Annotated in this window: 15 protein-coding genes and 1 pseudogene; 6 read left to right on the top strand and 10 right to left on the bottom strand. The window is 67.3% G+C overall.

Annotated elements, in window-relative coordinates:
* Nucleotides 1-23: 23 nt before the first annotated feature.
* From ACZY0X_RS22175 to ACZY0X_RS22165, 3 genes are read right to left on the bottom strand one after another with little or no spacing between them, the layout of a single operon-like run.
* A complete protein-coding gene (locus tag ACZY0X_RS22175; RefSeq protein ID WP_463773475.1) occupies nucleotides 24-746 on the bottom strand; it encodes an ABC transporter ATP-binding protein in 723 nt (240 codons plus the stop codon).
* A 1-nt stretch (nucleotide 747) separates the two neighbouring features.
* Complete coding sequence (locus ACZY0X_RS22170; protein ID WP_463773473.1) at nucleotides 748-1314, bottom strand: ABC transporter permease; 567 nt, start codon at nucleotides 1312-1314, stop codon at nucleotides 748-750.
* A 60-nt stretch (nucleotides 1315-1374) separates the two neighbouring features.
* Complete coding sequence (locus ACZY0X_RS22165; protein WP_463773471.1) at nucleotides 1375-2544, bottom strand: FtsX-like permease family protein; 1170 nt, start codon at nucleotides 2542-2544, stop codon at nucleotides 1375-1377.
* A 248-nt stretch (nucleotides 2545-2792) separates the two neighbouring features.
* Here ACZY0X_RS22165 and ACZY0X_RS22160 point away from each other — a divergent pair, with 248 nt between their 5' ends.
* A complete protein-coding gene (locus ACZY0X_RS22160) occupies nucleotides 2793-4334 on the top strand; it encodes an alpha/beta fold hydrolase (RefSeq protein WP_463773469.1) in 1542 nt (513 codons plus the stop codon).
* Here the strand turns inward: ACZY0X_RS22160 and ACZY0X_RS22155 are convergent.
* Nucleotides 4331-5749 (bottom strand): amidase, encoded by a 1419-nt coding sequence (locus ACZY0X_RS22155; RefSeq protein ID WP_463773468.1) that lies wholly within the window; start codon nucleotides 5747-5749, stop codon nucleotides 4331-4333. The genes ACZY0X_RS22160 and ACZY0X_RS22155 overlap by 4 nt on opposite strands.
* A 156-nt stretch (nucleotides 5750-5905) precedes the next feature.
* On the opposite strand from ACZY0X_RS22155, the gene ACZY0X_RS22150 reads away from it, so the two are divergent.
* Both ACZY0X_RS22150 and ACZY0X_RS22145 read left to right on the top strand, forming a co-directional pair.
* Nucleotides 5906-13129, top strand: coding sequence for an amino acid adenylation domain-containing protein (locus ACZY0X_RS22150; RefSeq protein ID WP_463773467.1), 7224 nt, complete (start codon nucleotides 5906-5908; stop codon nucleotides 13127-13129).
* On the top strand, nucleotides 13126-15660 hold the full coding sequence (locus tag ACZY0X_RS22145; protein ID WP_463773465.1) for an FAD-dependent monooxygenase: 2535 nt from the start codon (nucleotides 13126-13128) through the stop codon (nucleotides 15658-15660). Before ACZY0X_RS22150 ends, ACZY0X_RS22145 begins: the two co-directional genes overlap by 4 nt.
* 93 nt (nucleotides 15661-15753) lie before the next feature.
* On the opposite strand, the gene tsf is transcribed toward ACZY0X_RS22145, so the two are convergent.
* Together tsf and rpsB are read right to left on the bottom strand one after the other, a co-directional pair.
* On the bottom strand, nucleotides 15754-16569 hold the full coding sequence (tsf, locus tag ACZY0X_RS22140; protein WP_463773464.1) for a translation elongation factor Ts: 816 nt from the start codon (nucleotides 16567-16569) through the stop codon (nucleotides 15754-15756).
* 2 nt (nucleotides 16570-16571) lie between these two features.
* Nucleotides 16572-17450 (bottom strand): 30S ribosomal protein S2, encoded by an 879-nt coding sequence (gene rpsB / locus ACZY0X_RS22135; protein ID WP_463773463.1) that lies wholly within the window; start codon nucleotides 17448-17450, stop codon nucleotides 16572-16574.
* A gap of 307 nt (nucleotides 17451-17757) precedes the next feature.
* On the opposite strand from rpsB, the gene ACZY0X_RS22130 reads away from it, so the two are divergent.
* A complete protein-coding gene (locus ACZY0X_RS22130) occupies nucleotides 17758-18249 on the top strand; it encodes a M23 family metallopeptidase (RefSeq protein WP_463773462.1) in 492 nt (163 codons plus the stop codon).
* Here ACZY0X_RS22130 and ACZY0X_RS22125 read toward each other — a convergent pair.
* A complete protein-coding gene (locus tag ACZY0X_RS22125; RefSeq protein ID WP_463773460.1) occupies nucleotides 18238-19032 on the bottom strand; it encodes an alpha/beta fold hydrolase in 795 nt (264 codons plus the stop codon). The two genes, ACZY0X_RS22130 and ACZY0X_RS22125, sit on opposite strands and share 12 nt — an antisense overlap.
* A 140-nt stretch (nucleotides 19033-19172) precedes the next feature.
* On the opposite strand from ACZY0X_RS22125, the pseudogene ACZY0X_RS22120 reads away from it, so the two are divergent.
* A pseudogene (locus ACZY0X_RS22120) lies at nucleotides 19173-20143 on the top strand (TIGR03621 family F420-dependent LLM class oxidoreductase).
* Nucleotides 20144-20157: 14 nt separating this feature from the next.
* Here the strand turns inward: ACZY0X_RS22120 and ACZY0X_RS22115 are convergent.
* Complete coding sequence (locus ACZY0X_RS22115) at nucleotides 20158-21075, bottom strand: tyrosine recombinase XerC (protein ID WP_463773459.1); 918 nt, start codon at nucleotides 21073-21075, stop codon at nucleotides 20158-20160.
* A 236-nt stretch (nucleotides 21076-21311) separates the two neighbouring features.
* Between ACZY0X_RS22115 and ACZY0X_RS22110 the strand changes: the two genes are divergently transcribed.
* Nucleotides 21312-22715, top strand: a complete 1404-nt coding sequence (locus ACZY0X_RS22110) for an HNH endonuclease signature motif containing protein (RefSeq protein ID WP_463773458.1) — start codon at nucleotides 21312-21314, stop codon at nucleotides 22713-22715.
* Here ACZY0X_RS22110 and ACZY0X_RS22105 read toward each other — a convergent pair.
* Both ACZY0X_RS22105 and ACZY0X_RS22100 read right to left on the bottom strand, forming a co-directional pair.
* A complete protein-coding gene (locus ACZY0X_RS22105) occupies nucleotides 22712-23872 on the bottom strand; it encodes a lactate 2-monooxygenase (RefSeq protein WP_463773455.1) in 1161 nt (386 codons plus the stop codon). The genes ACZY0X_RS22110 and ACZY0X_RS22105 overlap by 4 nt on opposite strands.
* Nucleotides 23873-23895: 23 nt before the next feature.
* Complete coding sequence (locus ACZY0X_RS22100; RefSeq protein ID WP_463773454.1) at nucleotides 23896-24747, bottom strand: siderophore-interacting protein; 852 nt, start codon at nucleotides 24745-24747, stop codon at nucleotides 23896-23898.
* Between the last annotated feature and the right edge of the window lie 28 nt (nucleotides 24748-24775).

The raw sequence follows: 24775 nt of genomic DNA, 5'->3' as shown, positions 1-24775 counted from the left end.
TCTCCCAATCGGATTCACGCGGATCAGTTGACGATTTGTCCGTCTCTCATCCGGACGACACGGCTCGCTTCGTCGGCCACTCCTGCGTCATGAGTGCTGGCCACGACCGTGACGCCGAGCGTCAAGCACAGGTCGCGCAGCATCCGCACCACCGTCTCCCCGGTGCGGTGATCCAGGTTCGCGGTCGGCTCATCGGCAAGTACCAGGGTGGGGTTGCTGATGAGGGACCGCGCGATGGCGGTGCGCTGCTGCTCACCGCCGGACATCTTGGTGGGCTGGTGGTTCACCCGGTGGCCGAGTCCGACGAGTTCGAGCAATTCGGTGGCGCGCTTGCGCAGTGCCTTGCGGTCATAGGGCTCGAACATCAACGGAAGCTCCACGTTCTCGACGGCGGAGAGGAAGGGGATCAGGTTGTAGCTCTGGAAGATGAACCCGATGGTGTCGTGCCGGAGCGCGGCGAACTGGCTCTCGGTGAGCTGCGCGGTGTCCCTGCCCGCCACCTTCACGACCCCCTTGGTGGGACGATCAAGGCCCCCGATGATGTTCAGCAGCGTCGACTTCCCGCTACCACTGGGACCCATCAGGCAGACGAACTCGCCCGGCACGACCTGTAGTTCGGCCGCTACCAGCGCCTTGACCACCTCATCGCCGAACTTGTGCAACTTCCACACGTCGGAGATCTCGATGACGGGTGCCGTCGTCGTGGGCGTCGCGGCCTCAGCCACGCTCGCGTCGATGATGGTCATATCAGCCTCCAGATGAGAGTGAGCGGATCGGTGGCCGCGACGCTGCGTTCCAGGTGGGCACGATGCTGGTGGCCAGTGCGGCCAGGATGCTGACGGCGACGGAGATCACCACGCCGAGCAGTAGCCCGCCGACCGCGACACCGGTGGGAACCAGACCCAGCGCGTTGAGCGCGAACGCGGTGATGACGGCGACTGCCGCTCCCCCGACGGCACCGAGCACCGCGGCGATCGCGGGCTCGACCAGAAGCGCCGCCACGACAGGCCCGCGCGGAATGCCGTTGGCCCCAAGCACTCCCAGCTCACGGGTCCGGTGTGCGACGGTGCGCGTGGTGGCCACGGCCACCTCGACCACGCCCACCAGCAGAACGGTCACCGCGATCAGGACCACCGCACTCGCGATCTGATCTGCGTGGCCGAGCGCTGCCGACTGCGCACGGATACCGTCGGCCATCCCGAACACGATGACGACGAGGAACGCTCCGGTCGCCGTGGTGATCGCGGGCAGGATCATCTCACCGAGCCGTCGGCGAGCCGACAGCCAGCCGTACGCGAGTCCCCTGCTCAGCATATTTCCCCCGTCGCTTCGCTCGCCCCGGTCATATTTCCCCCGTCGCTTCGCTCGCCCCGGTCATCTATCCCCCAACAGGTCAACGGGCCGCTGTTGCAACAGCCGGTGCACGGGCACCAGCGCGCCGACGATGGCCATTGCGGGCAGGAAGGCCGCCACCATCGCCGCTGCCTGGGCCCAGGCGGTCGGTGTCGCGATGTCCGGAATAACCAGGGCGACAGCGGCTCCCGCACCGGCAACCCCGACGACGTACGCGACGATGAACACGATCGCCGACTCGACGAGGAAGAAGTACAGCACCTCGTCGGCCAGACCGATGCTCGACATGATGCCGAACTCGCGCTTGCGCTCAGCGACGGCGGCGAGGAACGACGACAGCGCGATGACGAAGCCGAGGATCAGGCCGATCGTCGAGATCAGGCCCAACGTGGAACTGGTGATCTTTCCCGAGAACAGTGCCGAGTACATCTGCTGGAAGTTCAGTGGACCGGAGCCGCCGACGGTGTCATAGATCAGGCCTGCGCCATGCGGATCGGGTGCGACCGCCGGGTCGGCGGTGGACGGCAGGTCGACGGCGGCGCCGAACACCTGGGCGAGGTCGCGCCGCTTCTCCTGGCCCTTGGGAGCGTGCACCGTCCACCACGCGTGATCGCCGACGACGGCCTGTGCGCGGGCGGTCGAGACGTAGGCGCTCTGTCCCCCACCGGGGGCGACGGCAACCGTCAGGGTGTCACCTGCCAGGACGATCTGATCGCCGGGGTCCTTGCCGAGTCGGTCGGCCAGTTGCGATCCCAATGTGACTTGTTTGCTCGGGATCTCGTCGTTGCCGCGGAGCGAAACCGTCTCACCACCGATGTCCGTGACACCGGAGGGCGTCCAGGTGGCGGTCCAGCCAGCCGGTGCTGTGAACGTTGGTGCGGCACCGCTGGCGACCAACGCCTGGGCAGCCGAGTTGTAGTACACGCCCTCGGCAGGAACAACCCACAGTTGGGCGTCGCCGAGAACGTCGGTCACGGCGTCAGCACCGGTGATCGCGAAACTCGCCGAGATGGTACGGACGATCGTCACACAGGCTATGGCCAGTGCGATACCGACGACGGACAGCACAAACCGCTCGGGGCGTCGGCGGATGTTCGCCAGCGCAAACCGGATCAGACACGTCAGCGTGTTGCCCGAGGTTGCGGTGGCGATCGCCGGTGATCGAACGGTTGTGGGCGCAGGGGTCTCCACACGGAGAAGACTGTGGCCATCCTGTTTCCTCGGTGGCGACTAGCGGTGTCACGCAGGTTAACTCGCCGATGGCACCGTTACGTCACTGTGTCACAGCGGCTACGGATCTCGTCGCGAGCCCAGCCTCGAACACACCTCACCGCACCGAGGATCGCCTCTGCGGCCATTGCGTCAACCGCCCGACCAGCACAGCAGCGCACGGACCGAAGTGACAACGGATACAACGAATCACGGCTACTATCTTCCTGGTGCAAAGATCCGGCGCCACACTCGCGGCCCTCACCCTGCTGCCCGCTCTGCTGATCGGTGGCTGTGCCCAACCGCCCGCTTCCGCACCCGTTTCCACGCCCGCGCATTCGGGGGCGACGTTCGAGTCCGCACCGTGCCCGAACCCCAACATGGTCGGCGTCCCGGCGGCCGATCTCGGCCCGGAGTTCTCCTGCGGTTTCCTGGTGGTGCCGGAGAACCGCAGCCGGCCCGACGGTCGCACCATCAAAATCGCCGTCGCCCGCGCCAAGGCCCAGTCGGCCGATCCGCGCCCCGACCCGCTGGTCTACCTCACCGGCGGACCGGGTGGCCCTGCCCTACCGCTTGGCAACGGTTTGGTCGCGACAGGCCTCAACCGGGACCGCGACCTCATCATCGTCGATCAGCGCGGCACGCTGCACTCACAACCCGCCCTCACCTGCCCCGAGGTCGACGACTTCGTCGACAGCTCACTGGGTATGTCGATCCAGGCGTCGAGTACGGCCGAGAAGGACCTGGCCGCGGTGCGGGCATGCCGCGACCGGCTGGCCGGCGAGGGCATCGACCTGGCCTCATTCGACACCACCGAGAACGCCGCGGACATCGCCGATCTCCGCACCGCGCTGGGAGTCAAGGAGTGGAACGTCTATGGCGTGTCCTATGGCAGTGATCTCGCACTGCAGCTGCTGCGCGATCACCCCGAGGGCATCCGCAGCATTGTCGTGGACTCCCTTGTGCCACCGCAGACGAATCTGATCGAGCAGTTCTGGCCCAGCGCGGCGGAGGGACTAGCGGCACTGTTCGACGCGTGTGAGGCGCAACCCGCATGCGCACGCTCCTACCCCGGTCTGGACGATGAGTTCACGGCCACGGTGAACCGGTTGGCCAGGGAACCTGTCGTCGTCGACGTGCCGGGCACCGCCGGAGCGCCGCACCGGCGAGTGGTCATCGACGGCTACGCACTGGCCAACGTGGTCGTCTCCTCGACGCTGAACACCCGCCTCATTTCAGCCCTGCCCAAGGCAATTCATGCCATCGCCACCGGCGACCCCGCCCCGGCGGCAGGTCTGTTGGCGGCAGCGATCAGTCCTCGCAACATTGTCGGCTACGGCCTGACGTACGGCGTGTTCTGTCGCGAGAGCGTGGCGTTCCTCGATACCCCGACGATTCTCGCCGCGGGACAGCGAGCGCTTCCGCAGTTGCCCGCCGAGGTGTTGTCGCTGGCGCCGCAGGCACCGCGAATCGTCGACGAGTGCCGCGAGTGGAACGTTGGGAGGGCCGACGATGCCGTGCACGCACCGGTGCGCAGCGAGGTGCCCGCGCTGTTGCTGGCAGGCACGCTGGACGCCGTCACGCCACCCAGCCAGGCCGATGTGGTCGCCGAGGGTCTACCGAACGGGCGCGTCGTCCGCATCGCCGGTTCGGGACACGACGTGCTGAGCGCCTCAACGTGCGCACAGCAGATCACGGTCGACTTCCTCGATGACCCAACCGGTTACGACGCGGGATGTGCAGCCACAACCCGCGTACCCCTGTTCGACTAGAGCGCGACCAACGGCGGTCGACGGAACGCGTTGGCGGCCTCGAGTTCGAATGCCAGCTCCAACAACGTGGCGTCCTGGCCCAGCCGTGCGCTGAGCATCACGCCGATCGGCAGGCCGTTGTCCGAGACTGCCAGCGGAAGTGAGATGGCCGGATCGCCCGTGACGTTCTGCAACGGCGTGAACGCCACCCAGTCCACCAGCCGCGAGATGATCTGGCCATAGTCGGCCATCGGGTCCAGATGTCCGATTTTCGGCGGCTCCTCGGCGAGCGTCGGCGTGAGAAGCACGTCGTAGGCCGAGACATCCTTGAGCATGCGCCGTCGCAACGACGCCAGGCGGGTGACCGCCACGGGCAGCCGGTACAGGTTGCGGCCTGCATGCCGTTCCAGGCCCAGCGTGAGGTTGTCCAACTTGCTGCGGTCGAACGAGGGGCCGAATCGCTGCTTGCCGCCACGCACCAGGGCGAATGACAGCAGCGCCCAGTAGAGCAGGAAGTCATCGATGAACGAGGCGGGCACCGGAGGCCTGTCGAGGTACTCGACGCGATGGCCCATCTGTTCAAGAAGCGCGGCTGCCTCCAGCGTTCGCTCGCGTACCTCCGGGCTGGCCTCCCGGATCACCGATTTGGTGAAGACACCGACCCGCAGACGCGAGCGGCCCGGCCCGGTGATGTCACCAATCGGCGCGAGTCTGGGGTTGCGCCAGGTCTTCTCGATTTCGCGGTAGAACGCGGCGGTATCCCGCACGGACCGGGTGACCACGCCGTTGGCGACGATGCGGATCGGCATCTGGCGCATGTCCTTGTCCAGCGGCAGCCGTCCGCGCGATGGCTTGAGTCCCACCAGACCGTTACACGACGCCGGGATGCGGATGGACCCGCCGCCGTCATTGGCGTGCGCGATGGGCACTACTCCGGATGCCACGAACGCCCCCGACCCCGAGGATGACGCCCCGGCGGTGCGCTCGGTGTCCCACGGGTTGCGTACGGCGCCGAGGCGGGGATGCTCGGCTGATGCGCTGAAGCCGAACTCCGACAACTGCGTCTTACCCAGCGGAGTCAGCCCCGTGCCGAGATAGGCGCGCACGAACTCGCCGTCGGTCGCCGCGTGCCGCGGTTCCCACGCGTCGGTGCCCTCCAGCATCGGCATGCCCGCGGCCTGGACGTTGTCCTTGACGAACGTCGGTACCCCGTCGAAGTAGCCGCCGTAGGAGTGTTGCGCCGCGGCCCGCGCGCGAGCCCTGTCAAAGGCCTCGTACGCCAGACCATTGAGCTGCGGGTTGACCTTCTGGGTCCGGGCGATCGCCGCCTCGACCGCCTCGGCGCGGGAGATCTCCCCCGACTTGATCGCGTCGACCACCCCGACGGCATCCAATTCACCCAGCGCGTCGTCGTCGAACGCGGACACAAGTGCCATCGCACCGACGTTAGCAGCTGGCCGAGTAGCTAAACAGGCAGCCAAAAAGGTAGCCCCCAATTCTTGGTGAGGGCACCCTAAGCTGCGAGCGGCCTCTGCTCGTGATCGATCCGAGCCGTGCCATCCAGGATCGGATCAAGGAGCGAAACGCACATCGTGAACATCGACCCCACTCGCGACGAGTCCCTGGGACGTCGAGCGCTGAGCGCCTATCAACGCGACCTCTGGATGATCACGGAACTCTTCCCCGACGTGGCCTGCTATGTGTCGGGCCTGCAGACGCGAATCGTCGGTGACATCGATATCGAGGCGCTCATCGGGTGCTACGAACGCGCCTGGGAGCGCCACGATGCGATGCGCGTGCGATTCGGTGTCGAGGACGGTGTGCCGTACCAGGAATGGGCGCGCCAGATGCCGCCCATCGACCAACGTGACCTGTCGATGCACACCGATCCGGCAGCCGCGGCGCAGGCCGTGATCCAGGCCGAGATGAACACCCCCATCAACCTGCGTGACGGCCAGGTGCCGCTACAGCTCATCGTCTTGCGCGAAAGCGAAACCGCGTACTCGGTACTGCTGCGCTCCCATCACGTCGCGAGCGACGCGACCGGGATGTACACCCTCGCCGCCTTCATCCTCGCCGATTACGCCAGCATCAAGGCCACCGGCCAACCGGCCCCCCTACCCAAGACATCGTTCCGCGACGCCGTGGACGGCGCCCACGCTTACCGGGAATCGCAGCAGTGGATCGATGATCGGGACTTCCTAGTGGACCAGGCCCGCGACGCCGCGGCTGCCGTGTTCGAACGGCCGGGGGTGGAGCTCGCACCGGTCAACCGGTACGTCTGCCAGCTGCCACGGGAATTCGCCAACCGCGTACGCACTCTGGGCCTGCCCTTCTTCCCCTACCTGTGCACCATGGTCGGCACCTACCTGAGCCATGTGCTGCGCAGTGACGACATCACCGTCGGCATTCCGCTGAACAACCGGAACACCCCTGCGGAGATGGGCACTGTGGGAGGACATTTCGCGAACACCCTGCCCCTGCGCATCGACCTCCGATCGCAGTCCGGCCTTGCTGATGTGGTCGCTGACGTCCAACGCCGCGTCAAGAACACCAAGGCCCGGCAGCGCTTTGCCCTCGGCGACCTCATGAGTGAGCTACGCCGCGACGGCCACACGTCGGGACCGCTGTTCGACGTCACGGTCAACTACCTCCGACTGCCCGAGACCAGAGGGCTGTCCGACATCGTGGAGAGCGTCGAGGGCCTGCCTCAGGGGTCCGATGTGCTCACCCTTGCGGTGCACATCCACGAACTCGACACTGACGGCCCGATGGAGCTGATCTTCGACTACGCCACCGATGTCTTCGATGAGGGCTATCCGATCGAATCGGTGGAGCGCCAACTCAAGGCGCTGCTCTACGCCGGTCTCGACGCGCTCGACACCGATCCCAGGACGCTGTCGATGCTGTCGGCCGAGGAGCACGATCTGCTCATCGACCGCAACCGGAGCACCGAGGTGGCATACGACGACACCTCGAGCGTCATCAGCCGGATCATGGCGCAGGCCGCCGCGACGCCCGACGCCATCGCAGCTATAGGCCCCGATTCCGCGGAGACCCTGACCTACGCCGAACTCGCCGCACGGACAACCGAACTCGCCTCCACACTGCACCAACGCGGCATCACCACCGGAGACCGTGTCGGCGTGATCGCCGACCGTGGCCCCGAATTGTTGGTCTCCGTGCTCGGCGCCCTTCACGCCGGGGCCGCGTACGTGCCGATCGACCCGCGCCATCCCGCCGAGCGCATCGGTTTCATACTGCGCGACAGCGGCGCGGCAGCCGTGCTCACCGACCGCGGCGACGTGCAGGAGTTCGCCGGGATCCCGGTGATCACCCCGTGCTCCTCCCCCACCCAGTCCCCGCCCGGCGCGCCCGCACCGTCAGGCCACGACCTCGCCTACGCCATCTACACGTCGGGTTCCACCGGCAACCCCAAGGGTGTGGCCGTCGAGCATCATTCGGTCATCAACCGCCTGGACTGGATGCAACGTCGCTATCCGATCGGACCCGGCGACGTCATCCTGCAGAAGACCTCGATCTCCTTCGACGTGTCGGTCTGGGAGCTGTTCTGGTGGGCGATGCAGGGCGCCGCGGTGGCGCTGCTAGGACCGGGCGGCGAGAAGGATCCGCGCGAGATCGTGCGCGCCATCGACACAGCCAAGGTGACGGTGCTGCACTTCGTCCCGTCGATGCTGACCCCGTTCCTCGAGATCCTCGAGACGTCACCCGACGCCGTCCGCCAAGCCGCCAGCCTGCGGCTCGCCTTCTGCAGCGGCGAGGCTCTGCGCCCACAACAGGTGCTGCGCTGGAACCGCGCGTTCGCACAGTACGGCGAGGCGGCACCCCGTCTCATCAACCTGTACGGACCCACGGAGGCCACCGTGGACGTGTCATCGTTCGACTGCCCACGCGGGCAGGACGTGCCGCCGCGGCGCGTTCCCATCGGCCGGCCGATCGACAACACCCGCCTGTATGTCCTCGGCGGGTTCGATCAACCACAGCCGGTCGGTATCGCGGGCGAACTGTGTATCGCCGGAGCGGGTGTGGCACGTGGCTATCTGAATCGGCCCGACCTGGATGCACAGCGGTTCGTCGCCGATCCATTTCACGCCGGCGAGCGGATGTACCGCACCGGCGACCTGGCGCGGCGGCTTGCGGACGGTCAGCTCGAATACCTCGGCCGGATCGACCGTCAGGTCAAGATCCGGGGCAACCGCGTCGAGCCCGGGGAGATCGAGAACGTCCTCATCGACCTTCCCGGAGTGCTCGATGCCGTGGTGATCGCCGACGAGACACCCAGCCGTGGCACGCATCTGGTGGCGTTCTATGTGGGTTCACCGGACCTGGACGCAACGGCCCTGCGCACGCAACTGGCTGGGCGAATCCCGGACTTCATGCTTCCCGCACAGCTCTTGGCAGTCGAGCACATTCCCGTCACTTCCAGCGGCAAGGTGGACCGACCGGCACTGCTGGCCACCCGAAGGACGGCGGCAGGGCCACGCCATGCCGGGGCGCGTACCGATGTGCAGGCCACCCTCGTCGCGGTCTGGCAGGAGGCGCTCGACGTCGCGTCGGTGTCGATCCATGACAACTTCTACGACCTCGGTGGCGACTCGATCCTGACCCTGCGCGTCCGGGCGCTGGTCGAGGCCCGTGGCCTGACACTGGATACCCGCGATATCGCCAACCACCCGACGATCGCCGAACTATCCGACTACGTCAGTGTTCTCGGCGACGACGGCACTGAGGTGGCACCTCCGGTCCGCCCCTTCGAACTCGTCACGTCAGTCGATCGGCCCAGACTGGGCCACGTCACCGACGCCTACCCCTTGACTCGGCTGCAGTTGGGCATGCTGTTCCACAGCCATGAGACGGAGCACTCGCCGCTCTATCACGACGTCTTCCGCTACTCCCTGCGCATGACGTGGAACGAGCGGGCGTGGCGGATGGCACTGGAGAGGCTGATCGCGCGGCATCCTGCCCTTCGCACGTCATTCGAGCTCGCAGGCTTCACCGAGCCGCTGCAACTCGTGCACCCGCTCGTCACCCCGGATGTCGATATCGTCGATCTGCGCAACAACTCTCAGATTGACTCGGAATCCATTGTGCACGCGCACATCAATCAGCGCCGTCACCTTGGGTACCGGTTGGATCGGCCGGGACTGCACCACTTCGGTGTCTTCCTGCTACCCGACCACATCGACGTGGTGTTCTCATTCCACCACGCGATCCTCGACGGCTGGAGCGTCTCCACCCTGCTGGCCGAACTGCTCCACGAGTACCACTGCATGGGCGACGAGGGGGTCGCCGGCGCGATCGCCGCGGAACTGCCGTCGTTTGCCGAATACGTTCGTGCGGAACGTCTCTCGCTGGACGACACACACGACCGCGCCTACTGGTCGGACCTGCTCGCCGATGCCACGCCGACCCGAATTCCCGGCATGGTTCATCACATCCCTCGCGGCGTGGGCGAATCCGACTCCCGGGTGCGGCGCGCCATGGTCATCCCAGCGCCACTGGCCGCCGACGCCGTCCGGTACTCGGGCGTCGAGCACGTGCCGGTCAAGGCCGTGTACCTCGCCGCGAACCTGCTCGTCGTCGGCCTGTTCGCAGGACACTCCGACGTCACCTGCGGCGTTGTGACGCATGCACGTCCCCAGCTCACCAACGCCGAACTGACCGCAGGCCTGTTCCTCAACGCCGTACCGGTGCGCGTCGACACGGCCGCCGCGACGTCGCGCGCAGTCGTCCAGGCCGTCTTCGAGCAGGAACGGGAGAGTGCCGCCCACACCGCGTACCCGCTGGCCGATATCCAGCGCGATGCGGACCTGGCCGTCGACGTGGCATTCAACTACGTCAACTACCACCAGGCCGGCGCGCTGGTGCAGTCACTGGACATCGAACTGGTCAACGTCGAAGCCCACGAGGACACCAACTTCGCCCTGTTGGTCACGGTGTTTCGGGATCCCCGCGACGGAACGATGACGCTGCAGCTCGACGGTGACCCGGCGATGTACACGGGCGAACAGCTCGACCTCATCGGTGCCACCTATCTGGCCACGCTGGCGAGCATCTGCGCCGATCCCGCCGCACCGATCGAATTCACGCAGCTCGCACCCGCGGTAGCAGATGAGGTCGCCGGCGCTGTCACTCGCAGTGTCACAGACACCGTCGTCGACCTCTTCCTCGACCGTGTCAACCGCCACCCGCAGGCCATCGCGCTCGAATTCGGCACTCGCACCGTTACTTACGGCGAACTCGCCGAGATGTCAGCGGCTGTCGCCGCCGGGTTGGTCGAACACGGCACCCGCCCGGGCGACCTGGTGGCATTGACCGCGGCCCGCGGCCCGGAACAGATCGCCGCCGTGCTCGGCATCGCACGCGTCGGAGCGGCCTGCGTGCCGGTCGATCCGGCCTATCCGGCCGCGCGACGGGCTGCCATGCTCGCCCAGGCCGGGCGTGTCACCGTCATTGCCGACGCTGACATCAACGCGCTCCTCGCCACCGGCCGTGCACATCCCGTGGCGCTGCCGGCCGTGAATCCGGAGCGACCCGCCTACGTGCTGTTCACCTCCGGGTCCACCGGCCTGCCCAAGGGCGTCGTGATGCCGCACCGCGCGCTGGCGAACCTGATCACCTGGCAACTGTCCACCAGCAGCGGGCGCAGCAGGGACTCCGACGGGGCACCGTCGACGTTGCAGTTCGCCCCCTTGTCGTTCGACGTCTCATTCCAGGAGATCTACTCGACGCTGTGTGGCGGCGGTCGGTTGATCCTGTTGTCGGAGGATGACCGTCACGACCTTCCGACACTGCTGCACACGCTCGACGACACCCGCACCGAACGGGTCTTCCTGCCCTACGTGGCGCTGCAGTCGCTCGCTGAGATCGCCGCGGCGCGCGCAGTGGTGCCCGCCGGGTTGCGGATCATCGTCTCCTCCGGGGAACAACTGCGGATCACCGACGAGATCCGGGCGCTCTGCACCGGCATCGGCGGATCCGATCGCGAAGGCCTCATCGTCGAGAACCAATACGGCCCCACCGAGACTCACGTTGTCAGCCACCACACCATGACCGGCGACGCGGCTCTGTTCCCGGCGCTGCCACCGATCGGCGTACCCATCGACAATGTCGCGGTAGTGGTTCTCAACTCCGAGGGCCACCCCGTCGCCGACGGTGTCCCCGGCGAGATCTGGGTCGCTGGCGCTGCCCTGGCCGACGGCTACCTGGGCAGCCCCGATCTCGCCGCCCAGGCGTTCCAGACAGTTCCGGCGCTCCACGGGACCCGGATGTATCGCACCGGCGACATCGGACGCCGCCTGCCCGGCGGAGCCCTCGTCATCGGCGGACGGCTCGGCACCCAGGTCAAGGTGCGCGGACATCGCGTCGAACCGATGGAAGTCGAGCTGGCAGTGGGCCACGCGGCGGCTCCGCACAGCGGTGTAACCGAGGTCGCCGTCGTTGCCCGACCCAGCAGCGACGGATCAAGCGCCGGAACCCAACTCATCGCATACCTGGTGGGCCGCCCAGACGACGGCGTGGTGACCGCGATCAGCACCGCGATGTGCGACGTCCTACCCGGCTACCTGATTCCCGCCCGGTTCGAGTGGCTCGACACTATGCCACACACGCCGAGCGGTAAGCGCGACGATCGTGCGCTCGCCACGATGGCGAAGGCGATGGCGACGCGACATGTCGATCACGTCGCACCACGCGACGAACACGAAACCGTGATCGCCGCACTGATGGCCGACGCGCTCGGCGTCAGCGAGGTCGGCGTGCTCGACGACTTCTTCGCCCTCGGCGGAGATTCGCTCTCGGTCATTCGGTTGGTGGTCGGAATCGAGCAGCGGTACGGAATCAGCATCCCGATGTCGACATTCAGCGCCGGATCGACTGTGGCGGAGCTGGCGCAGCGGGTGGCGCACCGCCGCGTCTCGGCCTTCGACCCCGTGGTTCCCGTCAAGCCGACCGGAGACCGTCCGCCACTGTTCCTGGTACACCCCATCGGCGGAAATGTGCTGTGCTACAACGAACTCGGGCGCGCACTTCCTGACGATCAGCCTCTCTACGCCCTGCAGGCATCCGGTATCGAGGTCGGCACCATCGCCAGCGAATCGATTCCACAGATGGCCCACGACTACCTGGAGGCGATCCGGCGCATCCAGCCCGAGGGCCCCTACCATCTCGCGGGCTGGTCGCTGGGCGGTCTCATCGCCTTCGAGATGGCCCGCCAGCTGGAGGAAGCCGGCACCGAGAAGGGCTCGCTGGTGTTGCTGGACACCATCACCATGCGACCGGAGGCGTCAGCCGAACTTCCGGCGTCCAAGCTGTACTCCTATTTCCTGTGGGAGCTGCTGTGGGGCACGCTCGGCGCCGACACCCCGGTCAACCCGCTCCCAGACGACCTCGAGTCCGACGACGACGCGCTCGACGTCATAATCTCCCGCGCGGCCGATCACGGTGTACTACCGCGCACAGGATCTCGAGAACTGGTTCGGCGACTGCTCGATGTCTTCCGCGCGGCCTGGCGGGCGGGGGCGGCCTACCGACCCACGCCGATCGCGTTGGACGTGACACTGCTGCGCGCCTGCGAGCCGCTGCCCGAGATACTGCGCTCCGCCCATGACGTGGGTGGATCCCGCTATGCCGAGCCCACCTACGGCTGGGACACCCTGGTCGGCGGCCACCTCGACGTCATCGACGTGCCCGGTGATCACCTCACCATGGTCACCGAGCCGCACGTCGCGGTGCTGGCAGCCCATCTCGCCGATCACGTGGAGCGGCAGTCGAACTACCTCGGAGTGACGAATTGAGTAACGCGGCGGGCAACCGTTCGGCGATCGTGGTCGGCGCAGGCATCGGCGGGCTGACCGCTGCGGTGGCTCTACGGCAGGCCGGCTTCAAGGTGACGTTGTGCGAACGCTCCCCCCACCTGCGGGCCGCCGGGTTCGGGTTGGCGGTGCAGAGCAACGCGATGCACGCGCTGCGCACCCTGAACCTCGGGCTAGACGATGAGATGCTGCGGGCAGGCGGGCAGGTCACGACGTTCAGCTTCCGAGACACCAAGGGAAAGCTGCTGCGGCGGCTCGACCTGACCCCGATCGACGATGCGCTGGGCGCACCTTCGGTGGTGTTGGCGCGCAAGGATCTTCACGACATCCTCCTGCGGGACGCGGGCAGCGGACTGCGAGTCGAGGCCGGTGCCGAGGCTGTGCGTTTCACCGAGACCGATGACGCCGTCGTACTGCACCTGGCCGACGGTCGCGCGCTGGAGGCCGATGTTCTGGTGGGTGCCGATGGCATCAACTCGGTGATCCGCACGCAATTGCACGGCACCGCGGCTCCGCGTCCCGGCGGGTTCGTCTGCTGGCTGGCACTCGCACCCTTCATGCCGACCTCTCTGCGCGAGGGCGAATCGATCCACTACTGGGGACGCGGTTCGCGGTTCGGCCTGCACGACTGCGGGAACGACTCGATCTACTGGTGGGCCACCATGCCGGCCGAGCCCGAGCTCGCGGCGAACTGGCCGCATGGCAAGGATGACCTGCAGCGTCGCTTCGCCGACTGGTGCCCGGACGTCAACGAGATCATCACCCGCACAGACGAATCCGCTATCCTCGCGGTGCCTGCCCTGGATCGCCCACCCCTGAGCCGGTGGGGAACCCGCCGAGTGACGCTGCTCGGTGATGCCGCACATCCGATGCTGCCGAGCCTCGGGCAAGGGGCCAACTCCGCGATCGAGGACGCGGTGGTGCTCGGGCACGCGCTGGCCAGCCACCGCGATCCCCGGTCGGCTCTGCAGGCTTACGAACGGCGCCGGCTCCCCCGGACGACGAATCTCGTCGACGGTTCGCTGTCCCTGGGGCGCATCGAGCAGAGCAGCAACCGCGCTACGGTCACCACCCGCAGCCGAATCATCCGGCATGCACCTGATAGCAGGGTGCTCGACTTCATGTCGAAACCGATGACGTGGCCCGGATTCGGCGACGGTGGTCCGGGTGCGGGCCTTCCGCGCCCGTTGTCGACGCTGGAGCGCTGGCACTGGACGGCCGACCGGGTATCGCCGCTGAACATCGGTGCCAGGGTCCGTATCGAGGGTCGCGTCGACCCCTCCGAGGTACGCGCAGCTCTGGACGCGCTGGTGCGCCGCCACCCGCTGCTGCGCGCGGCGGTTCGCCCTGGCAAGGGCGGCCTTTCGTTCGTCCCAGGGGTGCCGCGTGCCGTTCCGCTGCGCCTCGTCGGCGAGGGGTCGTGGCGCACGGAGGTGGACCACGAGCTGCGCGAGCCACTCGATGCCGACGGCCCACTGCTGCGCGCCACGCTGATAACCGTCGAACCCGATGTGCACGATCTGATTCTCACGTCGACATATGCGCTGGCCGACGGGATTTCCATCGTGGCGCTGTGCCGTCAGGTACTCGAACTCGCCACCGACGGCGACCCCGGTGGCTGGCGACCCGAGATCGCCGCACCTGCCGGCCCAGAAGACCTGATGCCCAACCCGTTTCGGGGACTTCGCGGAAAGTGCCGCGCCCTGGGCAGGATGGCTGCCGACGCCACCGCCGGGAGCGGCGGCGTCTCGATGGAACGGCTGCCCGCCGAGACATCCGTGCCACCGCGCGACAGGCGCACCCGGCTGGCGAATCGCGTCATCAGCGGCGACGAGTTCACGGCCTTTCTCGAAGGGTGCCGCACTCGACGCATCCTGCCCGAGGCCGCAATCGCGACGGCGCTCGCGATGGCGGCGGCGGTCGACACCGACGCCCCCTCAGCAGGTTTCGCGGTCAGCGTTTCGGTGCCGTTCCGAGCCCATCTGACGAAATTGCCCGACCCCGATGCGACTGGCAGCTACCAGGCCATGGTGGCGCTGCCCGTTGCGTGCGCACCGGGACGGTCACTGTGGCAGACCGCCACACCGTTCGATGGCCGGCTGCGCACCGCGATAGACGCACGCCACCATCTGGCCAACCTCCCGCTGCTTGGCGCCATGGCGGCGGCTACGCCAAAGCACACCGACCGGGTCGTCGCCGGATTGGACGGCCACGGCCCGGGCAACCTGTGCACCAGCGTGGTGGACACCAGCGGTTTTCCCGCGCGCCTCGGCGACTGGTCGCTGTCAGGCGTTCAGGTCGTCTCCGGGATGTCCATCAGCGGTTACCTCATGCTGTACGCCACCGTGGGACGCGACGAGCTGTCGTTGAACCTCGGCTACGTCGACGGCATCATCTCGCGAGGGCGCGCAGAGGAACTGATCGAGAACACCGCCGCTGCACTGCGTGGGGCTGTCTCCGATACCGCGATGGCCGAGACAGCCGCGCCGATCGGCGTCGACACGCGTCGGTGAAACTAGAAAACCCCGCGCCGCCGGGATCACCGGGGTTGGCGCGGGGTTTTCCGTGTTGAGCGGTTGGTGCGCCGCTCAAGTTCGTTTCGGCTCCTAGGCCTGGCCGACCTCGAAGCGGACGAACCGCGTCACGGTCACGCCGGCCTCGTCGAGCAGTGCCTTGACGGACTTCTTGTTGTCAGACACCGACGGCTGGTCGAGCAGCACGACGTCCTTGTAGAAGCCGGTGATACGACCCTCGATGATCTTCTGCAGCGCCTGTTCGGGCTTGCCCTCGTTGCGGGCAGTCTCCTCGGCGATGCGGCGCTCGTTGGCCACCAGGTCGGCGGGGACGTCGTCACGCGTCAGGTACTTGGCCTTCAGCGCGGCGATCTGCAGAGCGACCGCGTGTGCGGCCTCCTTGGAATCGCCGGTGTACTCGACGAGCACACCCACCGCGGGCGGCAGGTCGGCGGCACGCTTGTGCAGGTACGTCTCAACCTGGCCGTCGAAGTACGCGGCACGCCGCAGTTCGAGCTTCTCGCCGATCTTGGCGCTCAGCGCCGCGACGGCCTGCTCGACCGTCGAGTCGCCTGCCTTGGCCGCCTTCAACGACTCGACATCGGTCGCCTTCGCCGCGGCTGCGGCGGTGACGACGAGGTCGGCGAGCGCCTGGAACTCGGCGTTCTTGGCGACGAAGTCGGTCTCGGAGTTGAGCTCGACCAGCGCGCCGTCCTTGGCGACGACCAGACCTTCGGCAGTGGCACGCTCAGCGCGCTTGCCGACGTCCTTGGCGCCCTTGATGCGCAGCAACTCGACGGCCTTGTCGAAGTCACCATCGGCCTCGACCAGTGCGTTCTTCGAGTCCAGCATGCCGGCGCCGGTCAAGTCGCGAAGCTTCTTGACGTCGGCAGCGGTGTAGTTCGCCATTCTCAGCTCTCCGGGGTCGGCTCGGTCGGGGTTTCGGTCGCTGCAGCAGCGGCCTCGGGTGCGGCGGCCTCGGGGGCAGCAGCCACCTCCGCTTCGGCGGGGGCACTCGCGGTAGCGCCCTCGAGCAGCTCCTGCTCCCACTCGGTGAGCGGCTCAACCACCGCGGCGTCGGACTTGTCGCTGGCACCCGCGCCGGCCCGTGCCTTCAGACCCTCGGCGACCGCGGAGGCCACCACCTTGGTCAGCAGTGCAGCGGAGCGAATGGCGTCGTCGTTACCCGGGATCGGGTAGTCGACGAGGTCGGGATCGCAGTTGGTGTCCAGGATCGCGATGATCGGGATGTTCAGCTTGCGAGCCTCCGCGACGGCGAGGTGCTCCTTGTTGGTGTCGACGATCCAGATCGCCGACGGCACCTTGACCATGTCGCGGATACCGCCGAGGCTGCGCTCAAGCTTGTTCTTCTCGCGGGTCAGCATCAAGATTTCCTTCTTGGTGCGTCCCTCGAAGCCACCGGTCTGCTCCATGGCCTCAAGCTCCTTCATACGCTGAAGACGCTTGTGCACGGTGGAGAAGTTGGTGAGCATGCCGCCCAGCCAGCGCTGGTTCACGTAGGGCATGCCGACGCGGGTCGCCTCGTCAGCGATCGACTCCTGCGCCTGCTTCTTGGTGCCGACGAACATGATGCTGCCACCGTGGGCGACAGTCTCCTTGACGAACTCATACGCCTGATCGATGAAGGTCAGCGTCTGCTGCAAGTCGATGATGTAGATGCCGTTGCGGTCGGTGAAGATGAACCGCTTCATCTTGGGATTCCAGCGACGGGTCTGGTGCCCGAAGTGTGCGCCGCTATCAAGCAGCTGCTTCATGGTCACTACGGCCATGTCTAGTCCAGCTTTCATTGTCGGTTGTCGTCCGGAGTCGGGGTGACGCCGGACCCTGGCGCCTGTTGCAAGCCGGACCCATCTCGAATCGTTCGAGGCGGGACCGCCCGGCGTGCGAATGCGAACCCTGGAACTACGGGGCTGCGGTGCAGGCGCGCGAAGTCAATCCACAGTTGCGGATTGCGGGACTGAGTTTACACCGTTGACGTGCATGCTTTTGCCACGGCGATATCCACAGTGGCGAATTCGTCCACAGCGGGCGGTTTCGGCCCTTGGCATCGCTGTCTGCACCCACTGAACTGGGACTATGCGAATACTAGCCCTGTGCTGGCTGCTCTGCCTGGTGTGCGCGACCCCGGCCTGGGCGTCCGACGGACGGTTGGAGTGGCCGCTGCGGCCCCGGCCTGCGGTGGTCCGTGAGTTCGACGCACCGTCGCCCAACTGGACGCGGGGCCACCGTGGTGTGGACCTCGCCGGGTCCGCCGGTCAGATCGTCCACGCCGCCGGCCCCGGGACCGTGGTGTTCGCGGGAGAACTCGCCGGTCGGCCGGTGGTGTCGATCGCACACCCCGGTGGGCTGCGGACCAGTTATGAGCCGGTGCGCGCGTCGGTGCGACCCGGCACGCTGGTCACCGCCGGCACCTCGCTCGGCGAGTTGATCGCCGGTCACGCGGGCTGCCCGGTATCGGCGTGCCTGCACTGGGGCGCGATGTGGGGTCCGGCGGCGCGGGCGGACTACCTCAATCCGCTGGGACTACTCGCCACGGCGCGGGTTCGCTTGAAACCCCTACATCCCTAGTCGTCCGAGGAAGCCGAGCATCGCGTCGACGACGACATCGGGTTGGTCCCGCTGCACCCAATGACGGGCGCCTGCGACGACGTTGAGTTCCGCGTCGGGGATCAGCGACGCCGCCTGTACCGCGTGGGCGACCGGCACGCCTGGGTCGCAGCTGCCGTGGATGATCAGGGCCGGGGATGTGAAGCTCGGCAGTTGCGCGGTGTAGTCGGTCGCGAGTCGATTCCATCGCACCTGGTCTCGCTGCCAGCTCTCGAACGCCTCGAAACCATCACCACGCGCGGCCGCCGACGCGACCTCCGCCATCAGCGCGTCGGTTCGTTGCGCGGGGTCACCGATGAGCGCCGTCATGCTCCACGCCATGGCCCGCGGGCTGCGCGCCATCCATTGCGTTGTCGCACCGAGCAGTCCGGTGCGCAGTGTCGCCCAGGTCAGCATCTGTCGCGGTAGCGACATCGGTCCATCGGACAACCTCGGCATGATCCCGTAGCTGCCGAGCAGCATCGCGCCGGCGACCCGGTGTGGCCGGTCCAGTACGTGGCCGATGGTCATACCGCCGCCCAGCGAGAGGCCGCCGAGCACGTAGGAGTCCAGCGCCAGCGCGTCGGCCAGCTCCCCGACGTAGCCGACGAGGCGCTCCTGGGTGACCTGCCATGGCGCGGAGGCGCTCTCACCGAAGCCCGGATGATCGGGGGCAATGACGCGGTAGCCTGCGGCCGCGAGCCGTGGTCCGACGCCACCCCATGACAGTGACGCGTTGTCGACTCCACCACCGTGCAACAACATGACCGCCGGCGCCTGCGGACTCCCGGATGACCATTCAAGGGCCGAAACCGAACCCCAGGACATATCGATAGTGGACCGAATGACGCTGATAGAGGGCTCCTCTGCTCCCCCGTGATCCTACGCGGGCTTACCGTCGAGACATGGGCTCGGCATCGCAGTCGCACACCTCTCGTCCGATGCGCTTCGGATTGACCACGGCGCTGCCGCGCGGTCGCGAGTTCGGTGACTTCGCCGTGTCGGTGGAGGCAGCCGGTTTCGACGTCATGACGTTCGCCGATCACCTCGTCCCACGCTGTCGCCGTTCGTCGGTGCCACCGCCGCGGCCATGGCGACCACGACCCTGCACACCGGGACCCTGGTGCTCAACAACGACTTCCGCCATCCCGTCGACGTGGCGCGTGAGACGGCCACCCTTGCGGCGGTCTCCGGCGGCCGCTTCGAACTGGGCCTTGGCGCGGGTCACATGCGGTCGGAGTACGACGCCGCAGGCCTGCCGTTCGACGTAGGCGGTGTCCGGGTGTCGCGCCTCGAGGAGTCTGTCGCGGTGATCCGCTCGCTGCTCGACGGCGATGCCGTTGACGTCGACGGCACGCACTACCGGGTGCACGCACCGGGCGGCGCCCTGGTCGCTGCCCCGCCCACGCGGGTCCCGATCCTGATCGGCGGCAACGGGACCCGCGTACTTGCGCTCGCGGGGCGGATCGCCGACATCGCCGGGCTCGCGGGCATCACCCACAACCACGACGCCTCGCGTGTGCGGCTGACCCACTTCGACCCCGAGGGACTCGAGGACCGCATCGCGGTCGTGCGGGATGCGGAAGGGTCCCGCTTCGATGCCATCGAACTCAATGCACTGATCCAGTTCGTCGTGCCCACCGACGATCGCGGCGCTGCCGCCGCGGAGCTGGCCGCCACGGTTGATGGCACCGCGCCCGAGCTGCTACTTGAGTCGCCGTTCGTCCTGATCGGCACGCACGAGCAGATGGCACAGACACTCGCCGACCGGCAGCGGCGGTTCGGCATCAGTTATTGGACGGTGTTCGACGAGCTGCCCGGACGCGCCTCGGCGCTGCCCGATCTCGCGAAGGTCATTGCACTGTTGCGGAATTGAGTGCTGCTGCGCGATTACGCGCGTGGGTGCGCCTGGTCGTGCACGGCGCGCAGCCGAGCGACGGTGACGTGCGTGTACAGCTGGGTGGTGGCCAGCGACGAGTGGCCCAGGAGCTCCTGAACGACGCGCAGGTCGGCACCGCCCTCGAGCAGGTGGGTTGCCGCACTGTGCCGCAGACCGTGGGGGCCGATATCGGGCGCACCGGCTACCGCAGCCATGGTTTGGTGCACGACGGTGCGCGCCTGACGCGGGTCGATACGTCCACCGCGGGCGCCGAGCAGCAGGGCTGGGCCGGACGCCGGGGTGGCCAGCGCGGTCCTGCCGTCGGAAAGCCATGCCGCCAAGGCTCTTCCGGCTGGCTCACCGAAGGGCACGGTGCGTTGCTTGTTGCCCTTGCCCAGCACCCTCAGCAGCCGCCGCGACGAGTCGACGTCATCGACGTCGAGACCGCACAGCTCGCTGACACGAATTCCGGTGGCGTACAGCATCTCCACGATGAGGCGGTCGCGTAGTGCGAGCGGGTCGCCCTGCTGGGCTCCTGAGGTCGCGGCATCCATGGCGTCGAGCGCCTGGTCCTGGCGTAGCACCGCGGGCAGTGTCCGATGCGCCTTGGGCACCTGCAAGCGCGTCGCCGGGTCGGTGTCGAGCAGGCCGCATCGCGACGCCCACGCGGTGAACGTCTTGACCGCCGAGGTGCGCCGAGCCAGCGTCGTACGAGCCGCGCCGCCGGAGGCCTGTGCCGAGAGCCAGGAGCGGAGCACGGGCAGCGTCAGTTCTGCCGGCCCGCCGTTGGGGTTCCGCTCTCGTACGAATGTGAACAGCGCCCTGAGATCGCCGAGGTAGGCACGGCGAGTGTGCTCGGATCGGCCGCGTTGCAGCGCGAGGTACTCGTCGAACTCCTCGAGCACCGCCTCGACCTGAACCGTCGTCACCTCACCACCGTTGCAGAGATTCGCCCGAGACCGCGTGAGGCGGTCGGGGGTGTGATGGTTTCGAGACTTTCCCATGCCACGCCCACCCGCGAGTGCGCGTGTCTGCGGGCGACACGCCGGTCTCAGATCCGACTCTGCGCGCGCTCACCAAATTGGCGAAAACTCTTCTGTCCCTTTGGTTTCACTAGTCACAAACCAGGCCAAACCTGTCGGTGCATCGAACTAGTGTTCGAGATATGTCAGTGGCGGAGTTGCATGACTACGAGGGCCCGGTCGCCGCGGCCCTCGACGTCCTCGACACCGCCCTCGATGACCTGGACCAGGCCTGCCTCGACACGATGAGCCACCGCCGACTCCTCGACGTCATGGACCGCCTGGAGCGGGTGAACCGCAGACTGCCCGTCACCGAGCAGCGCGTCCTCAACCGGCTGGCCGCTGAGGCCAACCCGCTCGAACTCGGTGACACCACCCTGCCAAGGCTGGTGGCATTCCGGTTGCGGATCAGCGTCAACGAGGCCAGCAAGCGCATCCGCTGCGCCGCCGACCTGGGCCCGCGCCACACCCTGACCGGCCAACCCCTGCCACCAGTGCTCGAGCACACCGCCGCCGCCCAGGCCCGCGGCCAGATCAACACCGAACACATCGCGATCATCCGCAAGTTCTTCGCCGACCTACCCGAGCACATCGACACCCACACTCGCCAGGACGCCGAGACCGATCTGGTGCGAGTGGCCGTCAAACAGAGCCCCGAGGGTCTGCGCAGTGCCACTGCTCTGCTGCTGGCGCTGCTACACCCCGACGGGGACTACACCGACACCGAACGCGACCGCCGCCGCGGCATCTCGATCGGCAACCAGGGCGCCGACGGGCTGAGCCGCATCAGCGGACACCTCACCCCACAGGCGCGGGCCACCCTCGAACCCATCTTCGCCAAATGGGGCAAGCCCGGCATGTGCAACCCCAACGACCCCACACCCACCATCGACGGCGAACCCACCGACGCCTCCATCGACGCCGATGACCGCACCCAATACCAACGCAACCACGACGCCCTACTCGCCATGGGCCGCAACCTGCTGTGCTCAGGACAGTTGGGTCAGCACCACGGGCTACCGACCACCATCATCGTCACCACCACCCTGCAGGAACTGGAATCCGGCACAGGCCACGCCATCACCGCCGGCGGCACCCGGCTACCCATGCGCGACCTGATCGCACAGGCCTCCCACTCTTTCCACTATCTGGCGGTGTTCGACAAGCACACCGAAGCGGCCCTCTACCTCGGGCGCACCCGCCGCTGCGCCACCGGCGCACAACGCGTCGTGCTCTACGCAAGAGACCGCGGCTGCACCCGCCCCGGCTGCACAGCATCGGGCTACAAATGCCAAGCCCACCACGCCGTCACGGACTGGAAGAACGGCGGCCAGACCAACATCGACGAACTGTCACTGGCCTGCGGACCCGACAACCGCCTCATCGAACAAACCCAGTGGATCACCCGAAAACGCAAAGACGGCCGCACCGAATGGATCCCACCCCCACACCTCGACACCGGCCAAGCCCGCACCAACGACCTGCACCACCCCGAACGCATGCTGCACCCACCCGAGGACGACGACCAAGACGGCGACCCCGTCTAGGTGACGGGCCGCAACACATCCGGTGTGAGGTCGGCGAGCGAACGGTAGCCGTCGATGCCCATGATGAGGTCCGCCTCGGCGAGGAGTGACCTCAGCACGTGCACCACTCCGTCGGTGCCACCCAAAGCCATGCCATAGGCGTAGGGCCGCCCGATGCCCACGGCCGTCGCACCGAGCGCCAGCGCCTTGACGATGTCGGCGCCGCTTCGGATACCCGAGTCGAACAGCACCGGCACTCCGTTGGCGGCCTCGACCACACCGGGTAGGCAGTCGATCGCGGGCAGTCCCCCATTGGCCTGTCTGCCACCGTGATTGGAGCAGTAGATGCCGTCGACGCCGTCGTCGATGGCGCGGCGTGCGTCATCAGGATGACAGATACCCTTCACCAGGAGGGGCAATGTGGTCAGGGATCGCAGCCAGGGCAGGTCCTCCCACGACAGTGAATTACCGAACCACGACACCCACTGGAGCACCGTGGCTTGCGGGTTCTCCTCCGGTGACTGCCCCAGCGCGGCGCGGAAGACCGGATCGCTGGTGTAGTTCGACAGGCACTTGCCGCGGAGCTGCGGGAAGTTCGACGTCGACAGATCGCGTGGCCGCCAACCCGGTACCCATGTATCCAGCGTGACGACGATGCCCTTGTATCCGGCGGCCTCGGCACGTGACACCAGGCTCGCCGCCATGTCGCGGTCGGTGGGCGTGTAGAGCTGGAAGAACCCTGGGGTGTCACCGAATTCGGCGGCGATGTCCTCGAGGGGATCCTCGGTCAGCGTTGACACCACCATCGGCACCCCGGTGCGTGCCGCCGCGCGTGCGGCCGCCAGGTCGCCGTGGCCATCCTGTGCGCACAGCCCGATCACACCGATCGGCGCCATGAACACCGGTGAGGGCAGCGTGAGGCCGAACAAGTCCACCGAGAGGTCGCGCTCCTTGGCCCCGACGAACATGCGGGGCATCACGCCCCAGCGTTCGAACGCGGTGACGTTGACGCGCTGTGTGCGCTCGTCCCCCGCGCCGCCGGCGACATAAGACCACAGCGACGGCGACATCGCCGACTGGGCCCTGCCCTCCAGATCCTCGAACGACATCGGCAGTGCGGGCACGATGCCGGACAGGCCCTGGAGGTAGATCTCTAACTGATAGTCACCGAACGCCATGACCTAAGGGTGCCAGTTGATGGTCAGCCGTCGGTGCCGGATTCTGCTTTCGCCAGTTCAGCCTTCCACTGACGGAACGTCTCCTCAGTGCGGCCACGACGCCAGTAGCCCGAGATGGACGCCGACTTCGCACCAACGCCACGCTCCTTGCGGATGTAGTGCCGCAGGTTGTGCATGACAGCCTGCGCCTCGCCGTGGATGAACACACTCACCCGGCCGGGCAGCCACGACGCCTCAGTGACCGCCGCGACGAGCGGCGCGTTGTCGCCCGCGATGTCATCGGACACCAGGTCGGCACGACCGCCTCGGTAGATCCAGCGCACCTCGACACCATCGGGCGCTGCCAACGGCACCTCGTCGTCAGGGCCGCTCACCTCGATGAACGCCTGTCCAACGGCATTGCGTGGCAACGCTTCCAGCGCCGCACTCAGCGCGGGCAATCCGGCCTCGTCACCGGCTAAGAGGTGCCAGTCGGCTTCCGGATCCGGTGTGTAAGCGCCGCTGGGACCCATCAGGTATGCGGGTTGGCCGGGTTTCACTGAGGCCGCCCACGGACCGGCGACACCCTGCTCGCCGTGGACGACGAAGTCGATCGTGATCTCGCGCTTGTCGGTGTCGGCACTGCGGACGGTGTAGGTCCGCACGACGGGACGGCGCTCCTCGGGCAGTTCGTTGAAGCTGTCCAGCGTGAGTGGCGTGGGCAGCTCGCTGACGTCGACGTCGTCGCGCACAATCACAATCTTTACGTAGGAATCGGTGAACTCGCTGGGTACGAAGGTGTCGAAGCCGTCACCACCCAGCACCAGCCGGATCATGTGCGGGGTCAGCTGCTCGCTGCGGATCACTTCGAATGTATGAATCGGTCGTCCAGCCACGCCTTGGACTATACGAGCGGGCCATGAG

It is taken from the genome of Mycobacterium sp. IDUB_39, from assembly GCF_055419205.1.
This window is presented reverse-complemented; position numbering and strand designations above follow the sequence as displayed.

What these genes read in the sequence shown, in the direction of transcription:
- ACZY0X_RS22130 (WP_463773462.1), top strand. Translation starts at nt 17,758, where the DNA reads ATGCGAATACTAGCCCTGTGCTGGCTGCTCTGCCTGGTGTGCGCGACC.
- ACZY0X_RS22155 (WP_463773468.1), bottom strand. Translation starts at nt 5,749, where the DNA reads ATGGCACTTGTGTCCGCGTTCGACGACGACGCGCTGGGTGAATTGGAT.
- tsf (WP_463773464.1), bottom strand. Translation starts at nt 16,569, where the DNA reads ATGGCGAACTACACCGCTGCCGACGTCAAGAAGCTTCGCGACTTGACC.
- rpsB (WP_463773463.1), bottom strand. Translation starts at nt 17,450, where the DNA reads ATGGCCGTAGTGACCATGAAGCAGCTGCTTGATAGCGGCGCACACTTC.
- ACZY0X_RS22170 (WP_463773473.1), bottom strand. Translation starts at nt 1,314, where the DNA reads ATGCTGAGCAGGGGACTCGCGTACGGCTGGCTGTCGGCTCGCCGACGG.
- ACZY0X_RS22175 (WP_463773475.1), bottom strand. Translation starts at nt 746, where the DNA reads ATGACCATCATCGACGCGAGCGTGGCTGAGGCCGCGACGCCCACGACG.
- ACZY0X_RS22110 (WP_463773458.1), top strand. Translation starts at nt 21,312, where the DNA reads ATGTCAGTGGCGGAGTTGCATGACTACGAGGGCCCGGTCGCCGCGGCC.
- ACZY0X_RS22125 (WP_463773460.1), bottom strand. Translation starts at nt 19,032, where the DNA reads ATGTTGTTGCACGGTGGTGGAGTCGACAACGCGTCACTGTCATGGGGT.
- ACZY0X_RS22105 (WP_463773455.1), bottom strand. Translation starts at nt 23,872, where the DNA reads ATGGCGTTCGGTGACTATCAGTTAGAGATCTACCTCCAGGGCCTGTCC.